Annotated in this window: 23 protein-coding genes; 13 read left to right on the top strand and 10 right to left on the bottom strand. The window is 44.7% G+C overall.

Going from position 1 to position 23,645, the window contains the following annotated elements; translation table 11 throughout:
• Position 1 precedes the first annotated feature (1 nt).
• From ruvB to ruvC, 3 genes are read right to left on the bottom strand one after another with little or no spacing between them, the layout of a single operon-like run.
• A complete protein-coding gene (gene ruvB, locus ACLSU7_RS18655; RefSeq protein WP_413293406.1) occupies positions 2 to 1,036 on the bottom strand; it encodes a Holliday junction branch migration DNA helicase RuvB in 1,035 nt (344 codons plus the stop codon).
• Positions 1,033 to 1,614: a Holliday junction branch migration protein RuvA gene (gene ruvA, locus ACLSU7_RS18650; protein ID WP_413293405.1), complete on the bottom strand. Its 582-nt coding sequence runs from the start codon at positions 1,612 to 1,614 to the stop codon at positions 1,033 to 1,035. Before ruvA ends, ruvB begins: the two co-directional genes overlap by 4 nt.
• Complete coding sequence (gene ruvC, locus ACLSU7_RS18645; RefSeq protein ID WP_413293404.1) at positions 1,611 to 2,117, bottom strand: crossover junction endodeoxyribonuclease RuvC; 507 nt, start codon at positions 2,115 to 2,117, stop codon at positions 1,611 to 1,613. The genes ruvA and ruvC overlap by 4 nt, the downstream gene beginning before the upstream one ends.
• Positions 2,118 to 2,177: 60 nt before the next feature.
• On the opposite strand from ruvC, the gene ACLSU7_RS18640 reads away from it, so the two are divergent.
• The 7 genes from ACLSU7_RS18640 (at position 2,178) to ACLSU7_RS18610 (ending at position 12,289) form a co-directional block, all read left to right on the top strand.
• The gene (locus ACLSU7_RS18640; protein ID WP_413293403.1) at positions 2,178 to 3,008 is read left to right on the top strand and encodes a tetratricopeptide repeat protein; all 831 of its coding nucleotides are present in this window, start codon (positions 2,178 to 2,180) and stop codon (positions 3,006 to 3,008) included.
• Between the two features lie 172 nt (positions 3,009 to 3,180).
• Positions 3,181 to 3,747 (top strand): elongation factor P, encoded by a 567-nt coding sequence (efp, locus tag ACLSU7_RS18635; protein WP_413293402.1) that lies wholly within the window; start codon positions 3,181 to 3,183, stop codon positions 3,745 to 3,747.
• A gap of 91 nt (positions 3,748 to 3,838) precedes the next feature.
• Positions 3,839 to 4,891, top strand: a complete 1,053-nt coding sequence (locus tag ACLSU7_RS18630) for a hypothetical protein (RefSeq protein WP_413293401.1) — start codon at positions 3,839 to 3,841, stop codon at positions 4,889 to 4,891.
• On the top strand, positions 4,888 to 8,850 hold the full coding sequence (locus ACLSU7_RS18625; protein WP_413293400.1) for a translocation/assembly module TamB domain-containing protein: 3,963 nt from the start codon (positions 4,888 to 4,890) through the stop codon (positions 8,848 to 8,850). The genes ACLSU7_RS18630 and ACLSU7_RS18625 overlap by 4 nt, the downstream gene beginning before the upstream one ends.
• The gene (locus ACLSU7_RS18620) at positions 8,847 to 11,648 is read left to right on the top strand and encodes a POTRA domain-containing protein (protein WP_413293399.1); all 2,802 of its coding nucleotides are present in this window, start codon (positions 8,847 to 8,849) and stop codon (positions 11,646 to 11,648) included. The genes ACLSU7_RS18625 and ACLSU7_RS18620 overlap by 4 nt, the downstream gene beginning before the upstream one ends.
• Positions 11,649 to 11,772: 124 nt before the next feature.
• On the top strand, positions 11,773 to 12,054 hold the full coding sequence (locus ACLSU7_RS18615) for a BrnT family toxin (protein WP_413293398.1): 282 nt from the start codon (positions 11,773 to 11,775) through the stop codon (positions 12,052 to 12,054).
• Positions 12,038 to 12,289, top strand: coding sequence for a hypothetical protein (locus ACLSU7_RS18610; protein WP_413293396.1), 252 nt, complete (start codon positions 12,038 to 12,040; stop codon positions 12,287 to 12,289). Before ACLSU7_RS18615 ends, ACLSU7_RS18610 begins: the two co-directional genes overlap by 17 nt.
• 62 nt (positions 12,290 to 12,351) lie before the next feature.
• Here the strand turns inward: ACLSU7_RS18610 and ACLSU7_RS18605 are convergent, their stop codons facing one another.
• On the bottom strand, positions 12,352 to 12,630 hold the full coding sequence (locus ACLSU7_RS18605) for a helix-turn-helix domain-containing protein (RefSeq protein WP_142700799.1): 279 nt from the start codon (positions 12,628 to 12,630) through the stop codon (positions 12,352 to 12,354).
• Between the two features lie 185 nt (positions 12,631 to 12,815).
• On the opposite strand from ACLSU7_RS18605, the gene ACLSU7_RS18600 reads away from it, so the two are divergent.
• The 4 genes from ACLSU7_RS18600 to prpB all read left to right on the top strand — a co-directional run bounded on the left by ACLSU7_RS18600 (position 12,816) and on the right by prpB (position 16,998).
• The gene (locus ACLSU7_RS18600) at positions 12,816 to 13,574 is read left to right on the top strand and encodes an acyl-[acyl-carrier-protein] thioesterase (protein ID WP_413293395.1); all 759 of its coding nucleotides are present in this window, start codon (positions 12,816 to 12,818) and stop codon (positions 13,572 to 13,574) included.
• Positions 13,574 to 14,113, top strand: coding sequence for a DOMON-like domain-containing protein (locus ACLSU7_RS18595; protein ID WP_413293394.1), 540 nt, complete (start codon positions 13,574 to 13,576; stop codon positions 14,111 to 14,113). The genes ACLSU7_RS18600 and ACLSU7_RS18595 overlap by 1 nt, the downstream gene beginning before the upstream one ends.
• 105 nt (positions 14,114 to 14,218) lie before the next feature.
• Positions 14,219 to 15,727 carry an MmgE/PrpD family protein gene (locus ACLSU7_RS18590; RefSeq protein ID WP_413293393.1) on the top strand — a complete coding sequence of 503 codons (1,509 nt, stop codon included), beginning with the start codon at positions 14,219 to 14,221 and terminating at the stop codon, positions 15,725 to 15,727.
• A 371-nt stretch (positions 15,728 to 16,098) separates the two neighbouring features.
• Positions 16,099 to 16,998, top strand: a complete 900-nt coding sequence (gene prpB / locus ACLSU7_RS18585; RefSeq protein ID WP_413293392.1) for a methylisocitrate lyase — start codon at positions 16,099 to 16,101, stop codon at positions 16,996 to 16,998.
• A 98-nt stretch (positions 16,999 to 17,096) separates the two neighbouring features.
• On the opposite strand, the gene ACLSU7_RS18580 is transcribed toward prpB, so the two are convergent.
• The 4 genes from ACLSU7_RS18580 to ACLSU7_RS18565 all read right to left on the bottom strand — a co-directional run bounded on the left by ACLSU7_RS18580 (position 17,097) and on the right by ACLSU7_RS18565 (position 19,220).
• The gene (locus tag ACLSU7_RS18580; RefSeq protein ID WP_413293391.1) at positions 17,097 to 17,966 is read right to left on the bottom strand and encodes a DMT family transporter; all 870 of its coding nucleotides are present in this window, start codon (positions 17,964 to 17,966) and stop codon (positions 17,097 to 17,099) included.
• A gap of 7 nt (positions 17,967 to 17,973) precedes the next feature.
• On the bottom strand, positions 17,974 to 18,270 hold the full coding sequence (locus ACLSU7_RS18575; protein ID WP_413293390.1) for a hypothetical protein: 297 nt from the start codon (positions 18,268 to 18,270) through the stop codon (positions 17,974 to 17,976).
• 243 nt (positions 18,271 to 18,513) lie between these two features.
• A complete protein-coding gene (locus ACLSU7_RS18570; RefSeq protein WP_413293389.1) occupies positions 18,514 to 18,843 on the bottom strand; it encodes a winged helix-turn-helix domain-containing protein in 330 nt (109 codons plus the stop codon).
• Positions 18,844 to 18,962: 119 nt separating this feature from the next.
• Complete coding sequence (locus ACLSU7_RS18565; RefSeq protein ID WP_413293388.1) at positions 18,963 to 19,220, bottom strand: hypothetical protein; 258 nt, start codon at positions 19,218 to 19,220, stop codon at positions 18,963 to 18,965.
• A gap of 94 nt (positions 19,221 to 19,314) precedes the next feature.
• On the opposite strand from ACLSU7_RS18565, the gene ACLSU7_RS18560 reads away from it, so the two are divergent.
• Complete coding sequence (locus ACLSU7_RS18560; protein WP_413293387.1) at positions 19,315 to 19,761, top strand: Lrp/AsnC family transcriptional regulator; 447 nt, start codon at positions 19,315 to 19,317, stop codon at positions 19,759 to 19,761.
• 56 nt (positions 19,762 to 19,817) lie between these two features.
• On the opposite strand, the gene ACLSU7_RS18555 is transcribed toward ACLSU7_RS18560, so the two are convergent.
• Together ACLSU7_RS18555 and ACLSU7_RS18550 are read right to left on the bottom strand one after the other, a co-directional pair.
• Positions 19,818 to 20,201, bottom strand: a complete 384-nt coding sequence (locus ACLSU7_RS18555) for a DUF333 domain-containing protein (RefSeq protein ID WP_413293386.1) — start codon at positions 20,199 to 20,201, stop codon at positions 19,818 to 19,820.
• The gene (locus tag ACLSU7_RS18550; RefSeq protein ID WP_413293385.1) at positions 20,201 to 21,352 is read right to left on the bottom strand and encodes a hypothetical protein; all 1,152 of its coding nucleotides are present in this window, start codon (positions 21,350 to 21,352) and stop codon (positions 20,201 to 20,203) included. Before ACLSU7_RS18550 ends, ACLSU7_RS18555 begins: the two co-directional genes overlap by 1 nt.
• 512 nt (positions 21,353 to 21,864) lie before the next feature.
• On the opposite strand from ACLSU7_RS18550, the gene ACLSU7_RS18545 reads away from it, so the two are divergent.
• Positions 21,865 to 23,466, top strand: a complete 1,602-nt coding sequence (locus ACLSU7_RS18545) for a hypothetical protein (protein ID WP_413293384.1) — start codon at positions 21,865 to 21,867, stop codon at positions 23,464 to 23,466.
• The last annotated feature ends 179 nt before the right edge of the window (positions 23,467 to 23,645 follow it).

Below are 23,645 nucleotides of genomic sequence, written 5' to 3'. Positions count from 1 at the left end.
ATTAATTCTCCGCTTGGATGATTTCTAAAACTGATTTTTTTGCAGATTCAGTGATCACGCGACCGCGTTGAGTTTTTTGAATGAATCCTTCCTGGATTAGGAATGGCTCATACACTTCCTCAAGAGTGTCACGCTCTTCACTGAGCGCAGCAGCTATTGTATCAATACCCACCGGCCCACCGGAATACTTTTCTTGGATCAGGCTCAAAATACGACGATCCATGAGATCCAAGCCGTGTTTATCGACGCCCAACTGATCCAGAGCATATATCGCAATTTCTTGAGTGACGACGCCATTGCCTTTTACTTGTGCATAATCACGAACGCGCTTTAACAGGCGATTCGCAATACGAGGCGTTCCGCGCGCACGACGAGCCACTTCTTCGGCTCCATCATTGTCAATTTCCACATTCAGTTTACGAGCCGATCTGATCAAGATTTTTTGAAGGGCAGCTTTGTCATAAAACTGAAGTCTTTCCACAATCCCAAAACGATCCCGGAACGGAGGATTTAAAAGTCCCGCTCGAGTTGTCGCACCCACCAAAGTGAAAGGGGCCAATTGGAACTTCATTGAGCGTGCGCCCAAACCATCACCGGTTACGATATCGATGTAGTAGTCTTCCATCGCCGTGTACAAATACTCTTCCACGTGACGGCTCAAACGATGAATTTCGTCGATGAAAAGAACGGAGTTTGGTTTAAGTGAAGTCAGGATCGCAGCCAAATCACCTTTTTTATCTATCGCTGGAGCCGATGTCATTTTGATATCGGAACCCATGTCGTTAGCGATGATTTGTGCAAGCGTCGTTTTACCCAAGCCCGGAGGACCTGATAGCAAAACGTGATCCAAAGGTTCGCCACGAAATTTTGCCGCTGCCACGAAAACTTTGATTTTATCTTTAACGATATCCTGACCAGAAAACTCTGCGAAATCCTGGGGACGCAATTCGTTTTCCCAAGCCTTCTCGCCGCCGCCACCACTGCTGCTTTCGTGGATTTCGTCTTCTAAAATGCTGCCTTCGATAATGCGACTCATGACAAGTTTCCTGACAATGTTTGGAAGCCTTTTTTCACACCTTCTTCAACCGTGATAGTCATCGGCAGAGTGGAAACGAATTGGTCAACCAATTGAGATTTGTAACCCAGATTTAAAAGTGCGGATGTAATTTGTGTCAAGGATTCAGACTTGGCTTTGCTGCCTTCATCGATAGACACCAATTTGCCTTTTAAAGTCAGAATGATTTGCTCAGCGGTTTTCTTACCTACTTTCGGCAAACCAGAAAGGGCTTTGGCGTTTCCAGCTTCAATCATTTCTTGAATCTGTGCGGGACGACCGCCAGACAAGATACTCAATGCCATTTTTGGACCTACGCCGTTTACTTTTAGCAAAGACAAGAACAGATGTTTTTCCTCTTTGTCGTGAAAACCAAAAAGAGTCAGAGCGTCTTCGCGCACGTGAGTGTGAATCCAAACGATAATGTCTTTACCAAGCAAAATGGTAAAGTCACCCAATGTGCTGGCAGAAGCCAAAACTTCATAGCCCACACCTTGAACGTCAATCAGAGCTGAATCATTCAATACTTCAATAATTTTACCGCGCAAATAACCGATCATATACTCACCGCTCTTTGTATAACTGCGTTCTTTTTCATTTCAAAGGCATGGTAGCAAGCCATAGCCAGGGCATCCGAGGCGTCGATGCGATTGATAGCTTTAATATTCAGCATCGCCTTGAGCACCGCTTGCACGTCTTCTTTCGAAGCGCCGCCGGTTCCTGTGATTCCTTTTTTGACGGACCTTGTGGCGTACTCTGCAACCGTGGCTTTACCCAGGCCTGCTTCGTACATCACCACTCCCCTGGCGTGCCCTAATTTAAAAGCACTGTCAGCATTTTTTCCCAGAAAGATTTTTTCGATCACGACTTGATGAGGACGATATTTTTCCATCACTTCGCGAAATGCTGAACCAAGTTCCGTCATACGCATTGGAAAATCCTGGTCGCCATCCAACAAAATGACGCCGTGATTGATGTGCTCAATCTTGCCATTGTGGATGCGAACCACACCGAAACCAGTAATGCGGGAACCGGGGTCGACCCCAAGAATCGTCAAACTCATACTTTTAATTTCATTCCGAACGTATTGCTAAGTCAATGAATGTGCACTAGAATCTGAAGTATGCCGAAGATTGAAGCAAGCGCGATCGAAAAATATCAGAACATCCTCGCAAAGGATCCGACCTCTCAGGTGTTCGCCCCTCTGGCGGAAGCTTATAGAGAGATGGGACTGATGAAAGAGGCGCTGCAAGTCGTGACTGCGGGCGTTCAACGCCATCCGCAATTTGTCGGAGGATTGGTCACATACGCTAAAATTTTGCGCGACGCAGGCCAAATCAGTCGCGCCATCGAGGCCCTAAAAAAGGCCACAGGCTTGGCTTCTGAGAATATTCTGGCACATCAACTTTTGGCGGAACTGCAACTGACGAACAAAAATCCCAAGGAAGCTTTGAAAGCTTTTAAGATGGTTTTGTTCTTAAATCCTAATTCTCAGTCTGCACAAAAAGCCGTTCAAAAATTAGAATCACTGACAGCGGATGAGTATGACGAAGAAGTGTTTTCGATGGAAAAACTTCCCGCCGTCAACTTGGATGCCCCCGTCATTGAAGCCACATATCCCGGCACTAAAACCGGTGCGGCTACGGAGGTTTTCAAACCTCAACCAGTGCCTAGAAATAAGGCTTTTGAACGTATGCTGTCGCTAATTGACGCGTTCATTGTGCGTAACGATCTTGAAAAAGCCCATGCACTTTTAAAGGACACCCGGGTGGAATTTGGCGATCATCCTGAAATTCAACGCCGAATGAAGACGCTGCAAGTTCGTTATAATGAACCTGACGAACCCGTTCCGCTCAAACCACTTCTTCCCCGTGAGGAAATGGTTCGCCAAAGAAAGATCGAAACCCTTCAGATGATGCTTCGCAAAATCGAAGACTACCGCTCCCTCATTTGACATTTCCTAAATGAATTAGGCATATTAACGTCTTTGCATCGCAAATCAGAAGCGATATCAAGAGTGCCAATGCAAGGCGCGAGGAGAAGGCATACTTCCTGTATGCCGCCAACGAGCAACGCAGTCAGTGGCAGTCTTGAGATCGCTTCCCAGCTTTAAAAAGAGGTATTAAATGTACGAAACATCAGATTTCCGTAAGAACTTGAAGATCATGGTTGAAGGCAAACCTTACGTGATCGTGGACTTCCAACACGTGAAACCAGGTAAAGGCAACCAATTCACTCGCACAAAATTGAGAAACATGCTTACGAGCCAAAATCTCGAAGTGACTTTCAAATCTGGTGAGAAATTCGAAGTACCTAACGTTGAAAACAAAGAAATGAATTTCTTGTACAAAGACGACACAGGTTTTAACTTCATGTCGAATGAAACTTACGAGCAAATCGCGATGTCTGAAGAAGACCTTGGCGAATCTAAATACTACCTAACGGAAGGTCTTAAAGTTGTAGTTCTTTTCTACAATGAAAAAGCCGTTGCCGTTGACGTTCCAAAAGCTGTGAACTTGGCAGTTGCTAAAACTGATCCAGGCGTTAAAGGTGACCGCGTCACTGGCGCAACTAAGCCAGCTATCATGGAAACTGGTTTGTCTGTTGGCGTTCCTTTGCACATCAATGAAGGCGATGTTTTGCGCATCGATACTTCTACTGGTGACTACGTAGAACGCGTCAGCCAAAAATAGTTCCTAACGCAAGATATTAAGTCTCCGCAAACACTCGTTTTTATTTCAAACTAGACGAGTAATTCTGTTAATTCAGAGCGGAGGCTTTTTTTTGTCTATTTTTGTTGAGTTGGAAATTCAAAATTTACTCAACGAGACCAGCGATCTCGACGAAGTCGCTGTACGATTGATCTCGAGCTTAGAGTCCTCTCCCGATCAAATTTCCTTAGATAACATCAACGCCCTTGCACGATTTTTAAATCACAGCGGTCGCTATTTGCAGCTTGCGGAATTCGTGATCAAAAATATCGACAACGAAAACTTTCCGATTCCTTGGCCCTACTTCATGGAGGCCTTGGGGCATGCCACTATCAATTTGGATGAAAAAGTCATCAATGCTTTGATCGAAGGAATTCAGGAAAGTGAATCTGAAAATGAAGCCGCACGTTCTGCCGCTTTAAATAAATATTCCCCTCTGCTGGGCGAGTGGCGTTCGAATCGCAAGTATCGCATTCATAAAGATTTCCTAAGCAATAAGAAAAATCTTTTGGATCAATTGATCACCTTGCGTACGCAACAACTTTACGAACAAGAAAAAGTTTTGCTCGCTCGTCTGCAGAAACTTTATCCTGGCGACAGCGATGTGGCGCACGAAGTGCGCGAGCATCGTCAGCGCCATGCTTTGGAAATTTTAGCGCGCAGATCTCCTCGCGCGCGCAGCCCAAAACCTGAGGAGCTTTCACCGAAAGATCCTGAAGTTGAAAAAGTTCTTTTGATCCTTTTGCAATCCCTGCGTGATCAAGCGGAAGAAACGCCTGAGATGGCCTTTGATTTTGCTATCGCCGCTTTCATGTTTGAAGGCTATGAAACTGCACTGGATATTTTGCAGTTCTGCGAACCCACGGCCAGTCTTGCGTGGTTCCGTATGGAAGTGTTGTTGCAATGCCGCCGCTTCATTGAACTCTTAAATGAAATTGCGCAGGTGGAGTTGGCTTATGCCCACGAACCGGAAACATTTTTTGCTACGGCCTACTTACGGGCGCAAGCGATGTGGGGCATTGGACAAAAACACACGGCTGTTGAAATTTTAGAAGGCTTGCTGGCTTCCCGTCCCCACTACCGTGCCGGTAGTGCGCTTTTGAGTATTTGGAGTGGTGGCCAGTGAAGCGAGTCTTTTGGATCCTTATCACTCCCACTTTAGGTTTTTTGATTCTTTGGGGTCTGGGAAATTGGTTTATCATTCCCCGCCTGGAAGTGTGGGCTTTGCAAGAACTGCAGAATTATTCCAAAACTTCTTTGCCGGTGGAAGTTCAAGCGGACCGACTGCGCATCCGTGTTCTTAGACCTTCCCTGGCTTTAGAAAATATCCGCATCCTGCCTAAAGGTGAATTCGCAAAAGTCACGGAAGTTGTTCGCGTGGCTCGCGCAAGCATTCATTTGGATTTCTTTTCCATTCTGGGTGGCCGCTTAAATTTGTCGGCTTTGATGATTGATGCACCCGAGGCCGCAATTAATATTGATCCCCTGATGAAAAAGGATTCAAAACCTGAACCTTTGCCATTGGATGATATCTTTGCGATCACGGAAAAAATTCCTCTGCAAAAAGTTTTGCTGAACAATGTGCATATTCTGGTTTCGTCAGAAAAAATGGGCTTCAACATCGAGGCCAGCAACAGTGGTTTGTTGCTAACGAACATGGGCCGCAATATCACAGCGAAACTGGACACTCCGACACTGGCCGTTTCACTTAAAAAAGTCGGTCAGTTTTCCGGCTCTCTGGATTCACATCTTTACCTGACTCGTCAGTCATTACGCATCCTACAATTGGGTGTTCGCTTGGATGAGTCTGAGTTTATCGCTCGTGGTGAATTGACGGATTTCAAAAACGTGACGCTGAAACCTTCGGGCGTCATCAATTTGTCGGCGAAAGTTTCTTTGGCAGATATTTACAAAGAGCTTCAGGATTTAAAACCGGCGGTTTCTGTTCCTAAGCTTGCCGGAACTTTGGATACTGAGATTGAAACGCGCTTTAACGGGTTATCTGACATCAACGCCAAAGCAGATATCACGACTCACAGCCTGTTTGTCGGAAAGTTTGAATTGGGCGATGCTCACATCGAGGGTGAATACAAAAATAAGGCTTTCACTTTCTCTGAAGTGACTGTGAATCACCCCGCTGGTAAAGCGGTTCTGGATAAATCCCAGTTTCAGCTGAATGAAAATTATGACTTTAAATCCGTTGTTAAAGTTGAAACTTTGGATTTACAAAAACTATTTGCCACTTTGGATTTAAAAAGCATTCCTGTGGGATTAACTGCTCAAGGGGTTCTGCCTTGTGCTGGTCGCATCCTTCCTTCTTTCCAAGTCACTTGTGAAGACGGAGAACTGACGGGCCAAAATCTTTGGGTTAAGTCCGAGAATAATTCCAAAGGTATGGAAATCGTGAACCTTAAAAATTTTAAGGTAACTGGAAAAACTCACGTGACCATGGATGCTGTGACCTACGATACGAATCTGGCGATCGGCAGCAGCGTGGGTACCAGTGATGGTATAATTGATTTCCACAAAGGTTTTAAGATCAATTATAAAACCAAAAAACTGGATATGAAAGATATCCAAAATCTGGCGCACTTAAAAATAATCGGTAACGCCAGCATTGAAGGCTCCACCCAGGGTGATTCGAACACGGCGACCATGGACATGAGCCTGAATGTTCGTGATTTTATTTTTGAAGACTTCAATTTGGGTAACGTCATCAGCAATGTGAAACTGAAAAAAGGCCACTTGCTGTTTGAAAACATCGCCGGCGCTCAAAATAAAACTCAGTACATCGGTGATTTGGATATCGACTTAACCCACAGTCACTTGGTAGGAACTTTCAGTGCACCGACTGCGGACTTGGACGATATCGCAACGATCCTTGAAGGTATTTATAAATTCCCTCTGACAATTGCTGGAACTGGTGCCGCTAAAGCGACGGTTGAAGGTCCTTTGAACTTCTGGAGAATGAATTATTCTTTGGATTCAGCTTTTAAGAATGTTTCGGCAGGTGGCGAAAACTTTGATCAATTGCACTTTAATGTCGATGCCAAGAATGGGAATATCAAGACTCGCAAAGTTCAACTTTTGAAAAATAATTCGGTCGCAACACTGACTGGTGGTATTAGCAACGATAAGATTTTAAATCTGATCGTGGATGCTAAAAACTGGCGTCTGGAAGAATCCGACGCTGTCAATCGCATCACCACGAATATGTACGGATCTTTGAATGCCTCTGCGGAGATTATAAACTCCTTTAAAGAGGCTCGTGTGAACGTCAAAGGCGCTTTGACGGAAACTGTTTTGGAAGATCAAGAACTGGAAAACTCAGCCTTCCAAATGCATTTGGATGCAAAAAGCCTGGGTGGTCAGTTAAGCCTGTTTGGTGATAAAGTTCAGGGTGAGTTTCAGATTCCATTTGAAAATGCGACGCCTTTGAAAATTCAGATGAAGACCAACCAGTGGACCTTCTCTTCCCTTCTAGCTCTAATCGGTGGCGCGAACCTTGCCAACGAGTACGAGTCTTCATTGACCTCGACCATTGATTTACGCTCTGAATCTGGGGACCTGTTCAAATCCACTGGCAAAGTTAATATTCAAAATTTCTATTTGAAACGTGGCAACTCCAGTGTTTCAAATACGGGGCCAATTGAAATCATCGCAGATAACGGCAATACGTCCTTTAAAAATTTCCTTCTGCGTGGTCCTCACAACACGATTAAAATCACGGGTACAAACTTTACGGCAGATCGGTTGAACATGAATATCGACGCAAAAGCGGACTTACGTCTTTTGCAGATCTTCACTCCGTTTTTAGATGATTTGGGTGGCCCGCTTCGCATATCTGCAAGTGTCTCTGGTAAATTGACGAAGCCGGAAATTCTGGGCACAGCTAATCTAAATAATGCCTTTGTGAAACTAAAAGGCTTCCCGCACCCATTGGAACGATTGCAGGCAAGTGTTTCGTTCTCGCAAACTCGTATCATCATCAACGAAATCAAAGGCCAGCTGGCTGGTGGTTCGGTGACCGGCGATGGCAGCGTGATCATCAATGGTGTCAGAGATTTGCCAACCTCTGTGCGTGCGCATCTTGAAAACGTCACGATGAATGTTCCTGATCGTGTTCACACGACGGGCGATGCGGATCTATTGTTTTCTGGAAAATGGTTCCCGTTTGTTTTATCTGGAACTTACCGCGTGAACGGTGGGATTTTCGAAAAAGAATTTATTGAAGGTGGCGCTGGTGTTTCCAGCATCCAACAGAGTGCTTACTTACCTAAAGTTTTGCGCGAAACCCAGTTCGAGCCAGTATTACTCGATTTGCAAATCAATTTGGAAAGACCGCTTCCGGTGAAGAACTCCATGTTTGATGGAACAGTCACGGGAAATATCGCAGTGAAAGGTCCTCCGACGAATCCGGTTCTTTTGGGTAAAATCACGACTGAAAAACGCTCTAAAATTATATTCAAAGACCGTCAGTTTGATATTTTGACGGCGAACGTGGATTTTACGGATCCCAATCAGATCAATCCGAATCTTTATGTGTCAGCGACTTCTCGTATCAATGAATACGATGTTCAGTTGTTTGCTCAGGGACCAGCAAAAAATCCCACGATCAAACTGACTAGTATCCCACCTCTTTCAGAGCAAGATATCGTTTCTTTGATCGCCCTGGGAGTGACTTCTCAAAGTATGGCGACCACGGGACAATCTAAAGCGCTTGCCGACCAGGCAGGTCTTGAAGTGGCCGGTGGAATCTTAGCCGGAGAGATCAATAAACCACTTGAAGCGACAGGTTTCAAATTCGGGGTGAGTTCTCAATACGATTCCACTCGCAATATCAGTGTTCCTAAGATCACTTTGACTCGTCGCTTGACGGACAAAATGAAAGTGTCTGGCAGCCGTCAAGTGGGTGATGTTTCTGGTTACGATGTGAAGCTTGAATATCTTTTGAACCCCAACTGGACAGCGGTTGGATCATTTGAAAATAAAAACATGTACGACAATAATACTTTGCAAAATACACCTTCAGAAACTGAAAGTATTTTCGGACTTGATCTTGAATTTAAACGGGAGTTCAAATGATCCGGACTCTCGTGATGGCTTTGACATTCCTTTTATTTATCCAGTCCTCCCCGGCCTGGGCAAAAAAGGCGTTGGATATTTCAGCTTTGCCAGCAGATATTCAAACGGATCTTTTACGCCGTTATCCGCAAATCAATAAAGACTATATCGCCCTTGATGTGGTGGATGATATCTTACGCTACTTGCAACCAAAGCCGCAATTTGACCGCTTGGTGGTGACCGAGGGAGCTGCGGGTTCCTATAAACTTGACTACATCCATGCAAAACGTATTGGTGAAGTGAACTTTAGCGGAAATAATTTTCTGTCGAATTCAGAGACATCGGCCATCTTCGCAGTGAAATCCGGGGATGTCTTTGACCAGCAAAGCCTGGCCGAGCTGGGTGAAAAATTACGTCTGCACTATCGCGACCTGGGGTTTTTAAACACGGTTGTCGATATTGAAATGCCGCCGGGCAAAAACGAAACGGTAGACATCAACCTTAAGGTCACGGAAAACAAGCGGACATTGATTAACAATTTAATCGTGCAAAGTCCGAATGGAAAATTGAATAAAGACCTTGTCAATAAGCTTGATTCACGTCTGGATGATCCTCTGACAGATAAAACCTTGTCTGACATCACGAAAGCGGCTCGCGCATTTTTAAACAAAGAGCGCTATGTCCGTGCGGATTTTGTAGGGCCTAAAGTAACTTACAATGCTGACGAATCCGAAGCGACTTTGAACTACCGCGTGGATCGCCCTGAAGCTTATGAATTTGATTTCAAAGGTCAGCGAATTTTCAGTACCCGCAAACTAAGAAATGCCCTGGATCTGGATAACTATTATTCTGCCAATCCTAATATTGGAACTGAGCTTGCGGCAAAACTGCGCAATCACTATTTGTCAGAGGGATATGCCCGCGCCGAAGTGACCGCGACGGAAGACGATAACGGCAATCAGTTTTTGCGCAAGATCACTTTCGATGTCGAAGAGGGTCCCCGCGTAAAAATTCAGGCGATTAATATCAACGGAAAATTCAGCCGTCCTCCCAAACATTATTCTGACATCATTCGCAATTACAGCTCTGTGACGGTGGCTGATGGTTATTACAACAAGGATGACTTCGATACAGGCTTAAAGAATCTGGTATTGGCGCTGCAAAACGAAGGTTATCTGCAATCCAAAATTGTATCGACTCGCCTAACTTATAATAAAGAAAAAGATCAGGTCAGTTTGTATGTGAATTTGGATGAAGGTCCTTTGACTTTGATTCAATCGGTTTCTTTCCTGGGAAATCAGGCTTATAAAAATGATGAACTGTTGAAAGTGACTGGCTTACAGCCCGGCCCCTTGAAACTAAGCCAGATCGAAGAAGCCGTTAAGAATATTAAAACTTTCTATCAGAAAAACGGTTATATCGAGATGCTTCTTTTGAACGAGAAAGAAGATCTGGTGACTTATGATGAAACCAACACCAAAGCCATTTTAAACTTTAAAATCTTTGAAGGCCCGCAGGTTCGCGCTGCCAGCATTATTTTAGAGGGCAATACTTTCACTCGCGACTATGTTTTGTACCAGGAGTTGGAAGTTAAAAAAGGCGAATTGATCACTCCGCAAAAAATCGAGGATTCGATCTCGCACCTGCAAAGAACTGGTTTCTTTGGCACCGTCGAAGTTAAAACGTTGGAAGAGAAAACGAATATCGCTGATCGCACCGTCATCGTTCGTGTGACGGAGCGTGAACCCGGAACATTTAATATCGGTGCGGGTGCGACCAATGAACGTCAGCTGACGTTACGTGGTTACACCGGTATTTCTTACCGCAATTTGCTGGGGACGGGCCGCGGGGTTTCGTTACGTCTGGAAGGCAATTACAATATCGCCGACGTTAAGTATCTGGAGCACAAAGTTGTGGCGGGTTACTTGGAACCTTATTTATTTGGCTCCCACGTTAGAGGCCGCGTGAATATTACGTTATCCAGCCAGATCACTGATTTTAACGTCAAACAGGTCACCGACTTAAATCAGTACACCTATACGATTGAAAAAGATCTGACCTCTAAGATTCTTGGAACTTGGGATATCTATTCCTTGGCGCAAGTACGAGACTCCGGTTTGGATGCCTCTTACCCGTACGCTCCGACTCAACAAGATATCGTGACGACGGGTCCTAATATCGACTTCGACTTCCGTGACAATCCTTTCAACCCGACTGCGGGAACCTTTACTCGTGTGAATGCCGAATATTCTGATCCGGTGTTTGGCGGGACAGAAACGATTAAATACTGGCGTGCGGTTGCGGGTATCACTTTTTATAGCAAACTTGGCACGGCTCAAAAGCAGCCAGTTGTTTGGGCAAATAATTTCCGTGGCGGTTACATCAAAAACTTAAGTCACCTGCCCGATACAGCGGATCGCCAAAACGGTATTCCTTGGGATAAAAAAGGATTCACTCTGGGCGGTATCTCGACAGTTCGTGGTTACGAGGCTGGGACCGAGTATTTCCCGAACAACAATGACCTGGGAATTGCCGGCGGAAATAAAAAGTACTATCTGACGACGGATTCAACCATGGGTCTGATTAAGTCAGAGCTTCGCTTCCCGATTTACGGCTCCATCGGGGGCGCACTGTTTTACGACGGTGGTATTGTGCAAATTCAAGGACTTGAAATCAATGAGCCGTATCGTGCAGCGACGGGCGCGGGTTTCCGCTATAACACTCCGGTAGGTCCGCTGAGCGTGGATCTGGCGTGGAAACTGAATATGCAACCAGGCGAGTCCCCTTGGCGCGTGCATATTTCGATCGGTACTTTCTAGTTCCGCTTTCCGATTCCTCACACAGCTTAAACTCCCCTTAAAGGCCCCCATATCAGGGCCTTTTTTTTGCAATTTTGAACTTCTTGCAAATGTATATACAACGTATTACAATGAAGGAGTGCCTATGGATTTCGAATGGGATTCCATAAAAGAACAAATCAATTTCCGAAAGCATGGAGTTTGGTTTGATGAGGCTAAGACGGCTTGGGCCGACTCAAGATCGTTAGAGTTTTATGACGATGATCATAGCTCTAAAGAAGAACGCTTTATTAGAATTGGATTTTCGCTAAGGCATAGATTGTTGCTGATAGTGTATTGCGAAAAGGACGAGGGAGATACGGTCCGAATTATTTCTGCCCGTAAGGCCACTTCGAGGGAAAGGAGTTTCTATGAAGAAAGAATATGACCTTAAAAAATTAAAGAAGAAACCTGTTAAATCGATCCCCAAAGAGGACGTTAATAAGACTCTTTTAAGTGTTCGCCTGAATACCAATGACTTAATTGATATCAAAACAGAGGCAGAACGTTTGGGAATTCCTTATCAGACATTGATTGGCAGCGTTTTACATAGATTTATAAATGGAGAGCTGATTGACCGTAAGAGTACGGAATTTTTGAAATTGATCAGTGAAGTTTCTTGATTCTGAAACAGAAAAAGCCCGGGAGAACCGGGCTTTTTAGTTTTTAGCTTGGGATTTTGAAATTAGCGAGCTTTGGAGCTTGCGAATTTGCGACGTAGATCCTGAGTCACGTCTTGGATCGTCGCATTCAAAGTAACTTCGAAAAGGTCTTCGGCAGATACTTTGTAAAGCTCGCCCAGTTTTTTCAAAGCATTGATTGGCGGATGAGAAACACCACGTTCCCAGTTAGAGATGAACTGTGGAGTTGAATACCCTAGTTTATCAGAAACGTCTCTTTGGGATAGACCCGCAGCAACGCGTTTTGTTTTAAGAAAGTCAGCCAACATATTTTTTTGTCTCATATACCCGCCTGAAGATAATAAAGCATAAACAACTTTTCAGAATGTGACAAATTGATTTGATGAAAGAATCAAACCATACACTAAAAACAGTATACATCACTTGTGATAAATTCCGTCCTGTTTTTTCGCATAAGTTGTGTAAAATAACAAAATAATCCCGCAAAAAAAGGGAGGATGCCTCAAGTATGAACACCAAAACCTGGAACGAAGAATTCAAAATCTCGAGTCAAAGCGTCAATGCCAGAGGGGTTTTAGGCCTTTTTGGTCTCTTAAACCTGATTCAGGAAACCGCCTGGCTTCATGCTTCCCACATCGGCTTTGGAGCCGATCAGATGGCCCGAGACAATATGTACTGGGTTCTGACCAGGCAACATTCCCAAATGAAGCGTTGGCCTGACTTTGGCGAGACTATTCGGATTCAGACGTGGCTAAGACCTCCAGAAGGTGCCTTTGTTTTACGCGGATTCAAAATTTTCGACTCTAAAAATGAATGTATTGGGCATTGTACGACCACTTTTTTGGCGCTGGAACAAGGCAGCGGCAAAATCCTGGCAGTTGATAAGATGCGTCCTTGGGACGATGTGATTTCTGAAGAGCCTCTGACTTTGGAAACCGAGAAAATTCCGGTTCGCGGTGAATATCAAAAACTTGCCCAATTTGCCGTCAGAAATTCCGATCTGGATATCAACCAACACGTCAACAACGCCAAATATGCCCAATGGATTTTGGATTCCATTCCTTTTGAGCTTCATAAGGTCTTGAAACTAAATTCGTACTCGGTAAACTTTTTGGCAGAGACTTATCTGGGTGATACGGTGGAGATCGAGAAAAGTCTGAGCGATTCCTCACAATCAGAAACCGGTGGGTCAACCGTTTATCGCGGGGTTCGCACCTCTGATGGAAAGAATCTTTTTACCGCTCGCTTGAACTGGGAGAAACGTTAGTGCTTGAGCTGAAACCTTACACTGAGACAGATTTCACGAAATTATTTAAAGTAGAATCTGAAGTTTACGTGACCTCCGACGATGAAGTTATTCTTGAATATTTCCTGCTAGGCCCTACTCGACACTTGCACTTCCCACCTTTGCGCGAGGGTGAAGATGCCACTCGCCGGGATGAACTTTGGAAGACCACCTGCCTGGAAGCTTTTTTCAGTTTCGATCTTGAGACCGACTCCCCCTATCTGGAAGTGAACTGCTCCCCCACGGGCGACTGGAATGCCTATGCCTTTACCGGCTACCGCCAAGGCATGCGCCCCGACGGGACTGCGGCAGTCAGTTTAAGTCACCGGACTTTGGAATTCGATCAGGCGATTTTCCGGGTCAAAATTCAGTCACCCGCTTTGAAACATTTCAAACAATTGGGCATCACTGCGGTGGTAGAGTTTTCCGATGGTTCGAAAGCTTATTATGCCCTCACTCACCCGGGTCCTCAGGCTGATTTTCATAACAAAAGCGCCTTTACGCACTCTCTCGTTTCTTGACCCTATTCTGGGGTCAAGTTAGCCTTGCTTGCTTTCATTTAATCATTAAATAACGCAACAAGTCTTTTGAGGCTTGATGCAAGCAAGAGTCTTGAAAGGATTCCCATGAAAAAACACACAGTGCGTGTTTATCCATCTAAAGAAAAATTGGATCGCAAAGATCAATTGGCTTGGAAAATTGCAGAAATCGCTTCTGACAATGCTCCAATCAAAGCTGACGTTGTCGATATGGTTATCAACCGTATCATCGATAACGCTTCTGTTGCTATCGCTGCAGCAAACCGCCGTCCCGTAGCTTCTGCTCGTGCCATGGCGATTGCTCACCCTCGCAATGGTGGTGCAACTGTATTCGGTATGCCGAATGATCAAAAATTTGACTGTGAATGGGCGACTTGGGCAAACGGCACTGCAGTTCGTGAATTGGATTTCCATGACACTTACTTGGCAGCTGACTACTCTCACCCTGGCGACAACATCCCAGCTATCTTGGCCGTTGCTCAACAAATGGGTAAAAACGGTAAAGAGCTTCTTAAAGGTATCGTGACTGGTTACGAAGTTCACGTAGACCTAGTTAAAGCGATCTGCCTTCACATGCACAAAAAAGATCATATCGCTCACTTGTGCCCAGCTCAAGCGGCGGGTATCGGTACTTTGTTGAACCTTCCAACTGAAACTATTTTCCAAGCGGTTCAACAAGCGGTTCACGTGTCTTTCACGACTCGTCAATCTCGTAAAGGTGAAATCTCTTCTTGGAAAGCTTACGCTCCAGCACACGCGGGTAAACTAGCTGTTGAAGCTGTTGACCGTGTTATGCGTGGCGAAGGCGCTCCATCTCCAATTTATGAAGGTGAAGATTCAGTTATCGCTTACATGCTTGACGGCAAAAACGGTAAATACGAAGTTCCACTTCCAGAAGTTGGCGAAGAAAAACGCGCGATCCTTGAGACTTACACTAAAGAGCACTCTGCAGAGTACCAATCTCAAGCATTGATCGATCTAGCTCGCAAAATGAAGCCAATGATCAAAAACTTCGACGATATCAAAGATATCGTGATCCACACTTCTCACCACACTCACTACGTGATTGGTACTGGTGCGAACGATCCACAAAAAATGGATCCAAATGCTTCTCGCGAAACTCTTGATCACTCGATCATGTACATCTTTGCAGTGGCTCTTCAAGACGGTACTTGGCACCACGTTAACTCGTATGCTCCAGAGCGCGCGAAACGTGCTGACACTGTGGCATTGTGGCACAAAATCTCTACGATCGAAGACAAACAATGGACTGCTTGGTACCACGAGACAGATCCAGATAAAAAACGCTTCGGTGGCCGCGTAGAAATCACGATGAAAGACAGTTCTAAAATCGTTGATGAACTTGGTGTGGCTGATGCGCATCCGGCGGGGGCTCGTCCATTCAAACGTGCTGACTACATCCGTAAGTTTGACACTTTGACTGAGGGAATTATCACTAAAGCAGAACGTGATCGCTTCATCGGTCTTTGTGAGAATTTGGAAAACTTGACTGCTGAGCAGGTTCAACAGTTGAACGTTCAGATTCCTATCGACAAGCTTGTTAACAACAAGCGCGATACAAAAGGGATCTTCTAGTCTTCTTGCGAAGACCGTCAGCGGTAAGGCTGGGCCTAGGGGTTTTTACGAGACCCGGGCCTCCTGCCCTTACCGCTTCGCCTTCGGCGAGGGCCGTCCAGGCCCCGCGGAGGTCTCTACAAAACCCCTAGGCCCAGCCTTACCGCTGCCTCCTCGATGAGTTTCGTAGATCACTTTTGAAAGTCCTTTGATGTTGAGACATCTTTTGATTTGAAAGTGGTAGTTTAAGAATTGATCTGGTTCAGAGGCATTCTTTCAAATTTCATAAAGCCTTGAATCGTAGAGTTTGATTTTGTTTTTTAATTCCGTTGCCTTGGTTTCACTCTTAGGATTTCGTTGAGATGGCCAGAGGTTTTTTTGGAGGTTCTTTTATGTTGTTTCCTGAAATTACTCCGGCTCAGAAGCGTAAGAATTTTAGAGATGCTTTGAAGACTGGTAAGCTTTTGCAGATGCCGGGGTCTTGGTCTCCGCTGGCTTCTATGGCCATTGAGAAGGCTGGGTTTGATGGGGTTTATATTTCTGGGTCTGTTTTGTCGAACGATCTTGGGTATCCTGACATCGGTTTAACGTCTTTGACTGAGGTTGCTCAGCGTGGTCGCCAGATTGCTCGTACTACTTCTTTGCCTACCATCATTGATATCGACACTGGGTTTGGTGAGCCGATGAGTGCTACTCGTACGGTTCAAGAGATGATTGAGATGGGGCTTGCTGGTTGTCATATTGAAGACCAGGTCAATCCGAAGCGTTGTGGTCACTTGGACGGGAAATCTTTGGTTACTCGTGATGAGGCTGCTCGTAAGGTTGCGGCGGCAGCTCGTGGTAAGAAGCTTGATGAGAATTTCCTTTTGATCGCTCGTACGGATGCTCGTGCTTCTGAAGGTTTGGATAAAGCTATTGATCGCGCTAAGGCTTACATTGATGCGGGTGCGGATTGTATCTTTACTGAGGCTTTGGAGAATGAAGCTGAGTTTGAAAAATTCCGTAAAGCAGTTTCTGTTCCTTTGCTTGCGAACATGACTGAGTTTGGTAAAGGTCGTTTGTTCACTTACACGGAACTTTCTAACCTTGGTTACAACATCGTGATCTATCCAGTGACGACTTTCCGTCTGGCGATGGGTGCGACAGTTGCTGGTTTGGCTGAAATTAAAGCTAAAGGGACTCAAGAAGGTTTGCTTGAGAAAATGCAAACTCGTAAGGACCTTTATGCTTTGACTCGTTATGATGAGTACAACAGCTTTGACCAGAATATCTTTAACTTCACTTTGAAGTAGTTTTTGGTTTTTTAGTTTGAATAATAAAGGCAGGTTTTTGACCTGCCTTTTTTTTTAAAGTGCGCTTCTAGGTAACCGCGCTTTTTCCATCAAAAGTCTTAATCAATAACAGCTGCTCGGTGAGTTTCTTTAGCTTCAGAACGAAGAAGAACGATCGAAGCTGCAACGATCAGGACTCCACTCAGCACCACCCAACCCGTTAATGGCTGATTGAACAGCAGTGCTGCGAACAAAACTGCATAGACCGGTTCAAGCGCTATGAAAGCACTGCATGTGGATGCCGAAAGTTTTGTTAGCGCAAACAAATAGAGCTGATGCATGAGTGCTGTTGTCACTACTCCCAGAATCACGAGCCATCCCATTGTTTCGAATGATTCTGGTTTTGGTTCCGTGAAGGGCATGACTGGAAGCATGCATAAGAACACGATCACGTTTTGGACAAACGAAACAGTGAGCGACGTGAATTTTGCGGTTAGGTGTTTAGCTTGAATTCCAAAGATCGCGAACGTGATCGCCGACGCGAATCCAGAAACTAAGCCCCACATGGCTGTGCCTTCGGCATGAAGATCGACGAGCAGTGATACAGCGATGATGATTGCAATCCCTGCTGCCACTTCATACCAGTGCGGTTTTCTTTTTGAACGGAAGGTTTCGATCAAGACTGTGAACAACGGAAAGCTCGCAAACGTAAGTGTTGCGATGGGAATTCCTGCGAGTTGAACCGATGCAAAGAACGTCAGCCAATGTGTTGCTAACAGTACTCCCGTTAAAAGAAAAAGCCGCCAGTTTTTTGCTGCCGATTTTGGATGAAGTCCTCCCCTAACCATTCCGACGATGATCAGTGCGAGACTTGCGAATCCTGCGCGACATCCGACAATCCAAAAGGGAGAAACATGAAGCTCGCCGAATAAAGCAGCGGTTCCAAAAATAATTGCGGCAAGATTAATAGCGATGAGACCTGATTTCACTCTTTAATTACTTTCTGAGATTTTTGTACTGGGCTAAAAATTGCTCAAACTTTTCGTCGGCATTTTCTTTAGCCGCCCAACGCTTAATCTTATCAATACTTACTGGATGCTTTTCACAGATCCAGAGTGCATGAATCAAGCTTCGTCGATCATCCCAATGAAACCATGCTGACAATCGATCCATAACTGATTGAGTTGGTGACAACATCTGGATCACTGTCTTTTGAACTTTCAGCTCTCCCTCGGGCTTGACAGGAACTTTGTTACCGATTGCGACGGGTCCGCTGGGGAACTCGACATACATTTCTGAATCAGGATGAAGAAGTATCTACCCTTTTTCTGAAAGCCGATTTCAGCCAATGCTGTTGCGATACTTTCATGCGAAAACGGCGAAATGAAATCCAGGTCTCGAGAAGCATGCTTTTCATCTGTGTAAATAGATACACAAGCTCCGCCGACTAAAACACAAGATATCCCATGTTTTTCTAGTTGCCCTACGACCGCGGCGGCGAATTGCTTACGACTCATTTCATTGGAAATTTTCATTTTAAACTACTTTATTCTTTTTTCGTGGGCGTTTTCTTTTCATAAAGTATTTCTCTTGCTCTGCGAGGGGCATATTGAGAAGAACTTTATCAAGCATGGCTTTCAATTCTTTCGCCAGCATCCAAGATGGGTTTAACGAATACATCCGCAGCCTGCCCATCTCTTTTCCGACCAAAATATCCGACTGCTCAAGTTTATTGAGAGTGCGGATGACTTGGGTGTTACTAATCCCAAAAGTCTTTGCGATCTCCAGAGGATAAGCCTCGCCCTGCCCCGCCAAATATATCAGGCATTTTTCTGTGGTTTTACTTCCGAGCAAATCTGCCAGCATAATTACCTACTTTAGGTAATTATCGACCTAAATTAGGTAAAACTCAAGAGGGGGAAAATGATATTTACCTAATTTAGGTAATTTTTAGCCTATTTTAGGTAAAACCAGACCAACGGACGTTAGCGTTTGCCAAAGAAATGGTGGGCGCGTTGTTTGAACTGAACTTCCAAACTGAGTTCTTCAGTCAAGGCTTCGATGATTGGTTCTTTCTGAGCAACATCCAAAGTTTCACCCGGGCGATAAATCAGATCTTGGGAGCATTTGAATGTCACCCACCCGATGCCGCTTGCGACTTTGACGGAGATATCTGTTACGCCTTCTTTCAGAAGATCGGGACGCCACAACTCACCTTTATGAAGCTTAATCATATAAACCATATGCCTTATTTTACCTAATAGTGTTAGGCTCATATAGTGAAAAGCTAGGGTTCCATAAATATCGAATGGCATTCAGCCAAAAGCGGGAGAGACCATGTTGCTCGACGAGACGGACAGAAAAATATTAAGCTTGCTGAAAGAAGACTCGCGTATGCAGTTCGCGGAGATCGGAAAAAAGGTAAATCTTTCGGCACCCGCAGTTCATGCACGCGTGAAGAAAATGGAAGCGGCAAAGATCATTCAGGGTTACTCGATAGTGATTGATCCTGTGGCGGTGAACTCGGGATTATGCGCATTTGTGCGCATTGCGATTAACAAGGGAACTTCTTCGGGGCTCGCGAAGGATTTGAAAAAGTTTAAGCAGATAGAGGAATGTCATGGAGTCGCGGGCGAAGACTGCGTGATGGTGAAGTTGCGAGTCGGTTCGACATTGGAGTTGTCAAAACTGATCGACCAAATTCGCGGAATCGATAACGTGGAAAGAACCTTGACGGTTGTAGTTCTAGAAACCCATTTTGAGCGCGGCCTACAACCCGCTTAGTTTTCATTCATGCAATCCCCACCTCCGCAGCGGAGGTGGAAATTGCAGTTCAGAAACTATTTAGGGAAATGTTTGTAGTAAAGATCCCATGAATCGATCATGGAATTGTCGTCGAACACGCAGAAGTCGTATTGATCACTGTTTTGCGCTTTTAGGATTCTATTTTTGGCGCCAACATCCCAGCAATACAGTGCTGCTGGGTTACCAGCTAGCGGAGTTGGGTTTTTTGTTCTTTCCTTTGGTTTAGCATTGAATGTCGTCCATGCTTTGCAGTTTGGCTTCCCCGCCTTGAAGCATCCTTCGTTCAAATTTGCCTTCTGATAAGTTTTAATTTTTACGTCATTATACTTGTCGTTATTGAAGTACTTTAGGGTTTGATCCGCTTGAGCGATTGAAGAGATAACGATAAAAATTAAGATATAAAATGATCGCATACTCATTATTTTTCCTCTTCTAACCAGACTAGCTTATTTTGTTCGTAGAATGAATTGTCAATAACAGATCGAGCATCAATCCATCCGTCGTTATTTTCTTTTTGCCATTGCTTCCCATAACTATTCTGAAGTTTAACCGAATAGTAGCACTTTTCCTTTGAATTTCCGGTTGGACAAAACTTTTTGTATCCAGTGATTACTGCACCATGATTCTCATTATAAGGATATACACTACCACTGACGCTTTTAAATTGTCTGTCGCACTGTTTTGAGGGATTTTTTGCTGAGCAAAACATTACTACCGTTGGTATATTTTTATCCAAGTTTTTAACCACTTGATCCATCATAATTTGGAAGCCATCATTTTTTGCTAAATTTTTTGGAGGAAATGACTTTACGGTCATTGGCAATTTCAACTCCACAGACTGAGAGGGATCACTGCACTTTTTGGGGTACATCAATTCGTTCAGTGCCTTCGCAAAAGAATCTTTCCCGAACGACTGAAGGACTTTTGCATTATCTTTGTCAGAATCTACATTAAAAGTTCCGGCTACCTTTTCAGCCTCACCCGCCGCATACGCGTCCGAAGAACACGTAGGACATTTAGCTTTTTTTCTGACATTTTTATAAGATTCGTACAATGCTAGCCAAATTTGAGCTTGGGTCTCTGAATACCCATTTGCAGTTCCACCTGCTGTAGCCTTGGAAAGGAATTGATCCAACGAGGCACAAGATTCAGATGGAGCACGCCCCATTCGTCCAGCAACGGCGTCAAATACCTTTTTTGGTGAACCTGACTGCCATAATTCTTCAAACTCGGAATCGTCCATACCCTCATCAATTGCCTCCCCGTTGTACCGAGAAATTGCAACAGGAGAGAACCGTTGACTCTCTGGCATGTCAGAACATTTAAAATCTTTGTTCGTTTTTTTTATTGCCACACAATTCCAATAATTGAGGACGGCAGCTGCAGAGAAACCATAACATAGGCCAAAGGAATCCTGGGAAAGAACGGGAGGCATATCTTTAATTTCTTGGAACTTTTCTATACTGTAGCTATTGTTCGGAATCTTTTCAGGACTAGCGTAATATGAGTTCGCCAAAGCGATTTGTACGCTGATGAAAGGCAGTATCAAAATAACAATATTTTTCTGCATTATTCATTTTCTCACTTTGAGACATTGGATCAAATTAAATAAATAATTGACTAGTTTGCCCCTAAACATTTCAGGACCTTCGTCCGATTATGATATTAATGAGGGCGTTTTTATCCATTCTAATCCTGCTTAATTCATTAAACACGTATGGGGCGCCAGCACCTAAGAATATCGTATTCTATACCCCTCTTGAATCGAGCGTAATCTCCACCAGTGACTACGAAGATATCAGAGTCGATTCAGATCGCGACCAAAATGTCGATCTTTGGGTCGTAAAAAAAGGTAACACCCAGATTTTGATAAGATTCACTGAAAGATCAGTGAGCAGCTTTACGATAAAAAAAACAATTGCATCCAAAATATTCGAAACAGATTATGTCGCCAAAAATGATGGCTTTTTTCTCGCTGCGAAATCAATAAGAACGCCCCGAACAATGAACGGGAGTATTGATGAATCTTCCTGTGCAGAATCCGTTACGGATCTAACAAAAAAGATTTCTGAACTCTCTCTTGTGAGTAAGTCGAAGATCAGTGATGCAGCATCAAAGGTAATCAAATGTAACTCAACTCCAGAGATTTCCAAAAAAATCCAGGCATCGTTGTCTAGCCTCATTGTGGATAAAGACTTACAAGCATGTATCTCTGGAGACAAAGTACAGTCCATATTCCCCAAAAAACGAAAAGCAGATCTTCTGTATTACGGAAAAAAGCTTGAACTTGATTTGAAAAAAATTGGAGCCAATCAAGAACAACAATCCGATTTAATAACTTGTAGTTCAGAAGAAAAAGAAGAGACATTAAATGCCAAATATACAGAGAATGGAAACATCTCATTTTCAATTCCTAGGGACTATGACTCGCGAAAACTATCCAAAGAGTCCAAACCTCTTTTGTTGCATGAACTACTTCACCGTGTTGGCATTGTAGAAGATAAAGATGTCGAAAAAATTGTCAACGTATGTGTGTACAACATGGCCATCACAACGGCACCTACTGTAGGAGGTGGGGGCTTCGGCGACGAATCTCAAAAAATTGACAAAGTCGCCAATGACAACGCTACAAAGGGTGCCATCACGAAGTCTGAAGTCGTGTCGGCAAAAGAAGTTAAGCCTCCGGCTCGTGCTCCATCTAGTACTGCCGCAGAAAAAGGTGGCGGAAGCGAAGGCATTAACATCGCGAAAGAAGTGTCTGTTGCGGAAGTTAAACAAGCTGTGCCGTCAGCCGACAAGCTTGCAGTGAACTCAGTAAACATGACTGACGAAGGCAAAGCGCAAGCCGTGGCTGCGAGCCAGCGTCAATCGGCGCCGGTGTTTGCGATGGCGGATCGTGCGATGGGGGTTATGAATACTCCGGCGCTTGCGAGTAGCGATGATTCTTCTTATTCCGGTTCTTCGTATTCGAGCTCGTCTTCGTCGAGTGATTCGGGCTCCTCGTCTTCCAGCTCGGCTTCCTCTTCTCGTTCCGGTTCTGGACAGCGTTACCACGAGCGCAACCCGGGATACGAAAGCAAAACGGTGGCTGACACCAACAATTATGATGCAAAAAAAGGTATCTATATTCCGAGCTCGAAAAATGGGATGAAGGTGGTTAAGGAAGTTGATCTTACTCGACAAACAAATGCTGCTGATCGCACTGGTGGCGCTTCTGCTACTGCTGCGAATTCTCGTAGCGTCGCTTCGACGGGTCGAGGGACGACAGCCCCGCGTGGCTCGCAGGCCTCTGGCGACGAACAAGCGAACTTTAATGAAGTGAATGCGGCTTCTGCTGGTGGTAGTACTGGTGGAGCTTCAGGTTCAGGTGGCGGCAGCGGAACATTCTATTCTGGTGGTGGTGGCTCTGACAGAAAAACGAATGCGAATACTCGTCGCGGAGTCGCTTCCAATGGCTCTGCAGGCAATGCTTCAGCTGATTCCAGAGAGGAAGTTCTTTCTCGCATCACTGGCACTAGCTACAAAGAAGTAAAGTCCAAGCTTAGCACTTCGGAGTTTAAGAACTCCTTGGTACAAAATCAGATTAAGATCGTTGATACCTATGGCAACGAAATCGGTGCCTCTCAGGCACGCACCATCTTCTTAGATGATGGCAGCCGCTTTATCATGCAGAGAAGAAAATAATCTTGCGGAACCAGCCGCTCGCTCGCTTATACACCCACAGAAATTCTCACAACCAAACTCACTGCATGTTCACACACAACCACCACACTCACCGACTCTTACGCACATTCATGCTCACTCTAACATTCCAGCATTGAGACATTCCCAGTAACTCCATGAAAACCAATTGGACAGGGTTC

The organism is Bdellovibrio sp. HCB185ZH, assembly GCF_047302455.1.
Classification (GTDB): domain Bacteria; phylum Bdellovibrionota; class Bdellovibrionia; order Bdellovibrionales; family Bdellovibrionaceae; genus Bdellovibrio.
This window is presented reverse-complemented; position numbering and strand designations above follow the sequence as displayed.

Excerpts from the sequence above, each read along its gene's own strand:
- ACLSU7_RS18615 (WP_413293398.1), top strand. The coding sequence starts at position 11,773 with ATGGATTTCGAATGGGATTCCATAAAAGAACAAATCAATTTCCGAAAG.
- ACLSU7_RS18590 (WP_413293393.1), top strand. The coding sequence starts at position 14,219 with ATGAAAAAACACACAGTGCGTGTTTATCCATCTAAAGAAAAATTGGAT.
- ACLSU7_RS18570 (WP_413293389.1), bottom strand. The coding sequence starts at position 18,843 with ATGCTGGCAGATTTGCTCGGAAGTAAAACCACAGAAAAATGCCTGATA.
- ruvB (WP_413293406.1), bottom strand. The coding sequence starts at position 1,036 with ATGAGTCGCATTATCGAAGGCAGCATTTTAGAAGACGAAATCCACGAA.
- ACLSU7_RS18575 (WP_413293390.1), bottom strand. The coding sequence starts at position 18,270 with ATGTATGTCGAGTTCCCCAGCGGACCCGTCGCAATCGGTAACAAAGTT.
- ACLSU7_RS18550 (WP_413293385.1), bottom strand. The coding sequence starts at position 21,352 with ATGCAGAAAAATATTGTTATTTTGATACTGCCTTTCATCAGCGTACAA.
- ACLSU7_RS18555 (WP_413293386.1), bottom strand. The coding sequence starts at position 20,201 with ATGAGTATGCGATCATTTTATATCTTAATTTTTATCGTTATCTCTTCA.
- ruvC (WP_413293404.1), bottom strand. The coding sequence starts at position 2,117 with ATGAGTTTGACGATTCTTGGGGTCGACCCCGGTTCCCGCATTACTGGT.
- ACLSU7_RS18565 (WP_413293388.1), bottom strand. The coding sequence starts at position 19,220 with ATGGTTTATATGATTAAGCTTCATAAAGGTGAGTTGTGGCGTCCCGAT.
- ACLSU7_RS18600 (WP_413293395.1), top strand. The coding sequence starts at position 12,816 with ATGAACACCAAAACCTGGAACGAAGAATTCAAAATCTCGAGTCAAAGC.
- ACLSU7_RS18640 (WP_413293403.1), top strand. The coding sequence starts at position 2,178 with ATGCCGAAGATTGAAGCAAGCGCGATCGAAAAATATCAGAACATCCTC.
- ACLSU7_RS18610 (WP_413293396.1), top strand. The coding sequence starts at position 12,038 with ATGAAGAAAGAATATGACCTTAAAAAATTAAAGAAGAAACCTGTTAAA.
- prpB (WP_413293392.1), top strand. The coding sequence starts at position 16,099 with ATGTTGTTTCCTGAAATTACTCCGGCTCAGAAGCGTAAGAATTTTAGA.
- efp (WP_413293402.1), top strand. The coding sequence starts at position 3,181 with ATGTACGAAACATCAGATTTCCGTAAGAACTTGAAGATCATGGTTGAA.
- ACLSU7_RS18605 (WP_142700799.1), bottom strand. The coding sequence starts at position 12,630 with ATGAGACAAAAAAATATGTTGGCTGACTTTCTTAAAACAAAACGCGTT.
- ACLSU7_RS18620 (WP_413293399.1), top strand. The coding sequence starts at position 8,847 with ATGATCCGGACTCTCGTGATGGCTTTGACATTCCTTTTATTTATCCAG.
- ACLSU7_RS18560 (WP_413293387.1), top strand. The coding sequence starts at position 19,315 with ATGTTGCTCGACGAGACGGACAGAAAAATATTAAGCTTGCTGAAAGAA.
- ruvA (WP_413293405.1), bottom strand. The coding sequence starts at position 1,614 with ATGATCGGTTATTTGCGCGGTAAAATTATTGAAGTATTGAATGATTCA.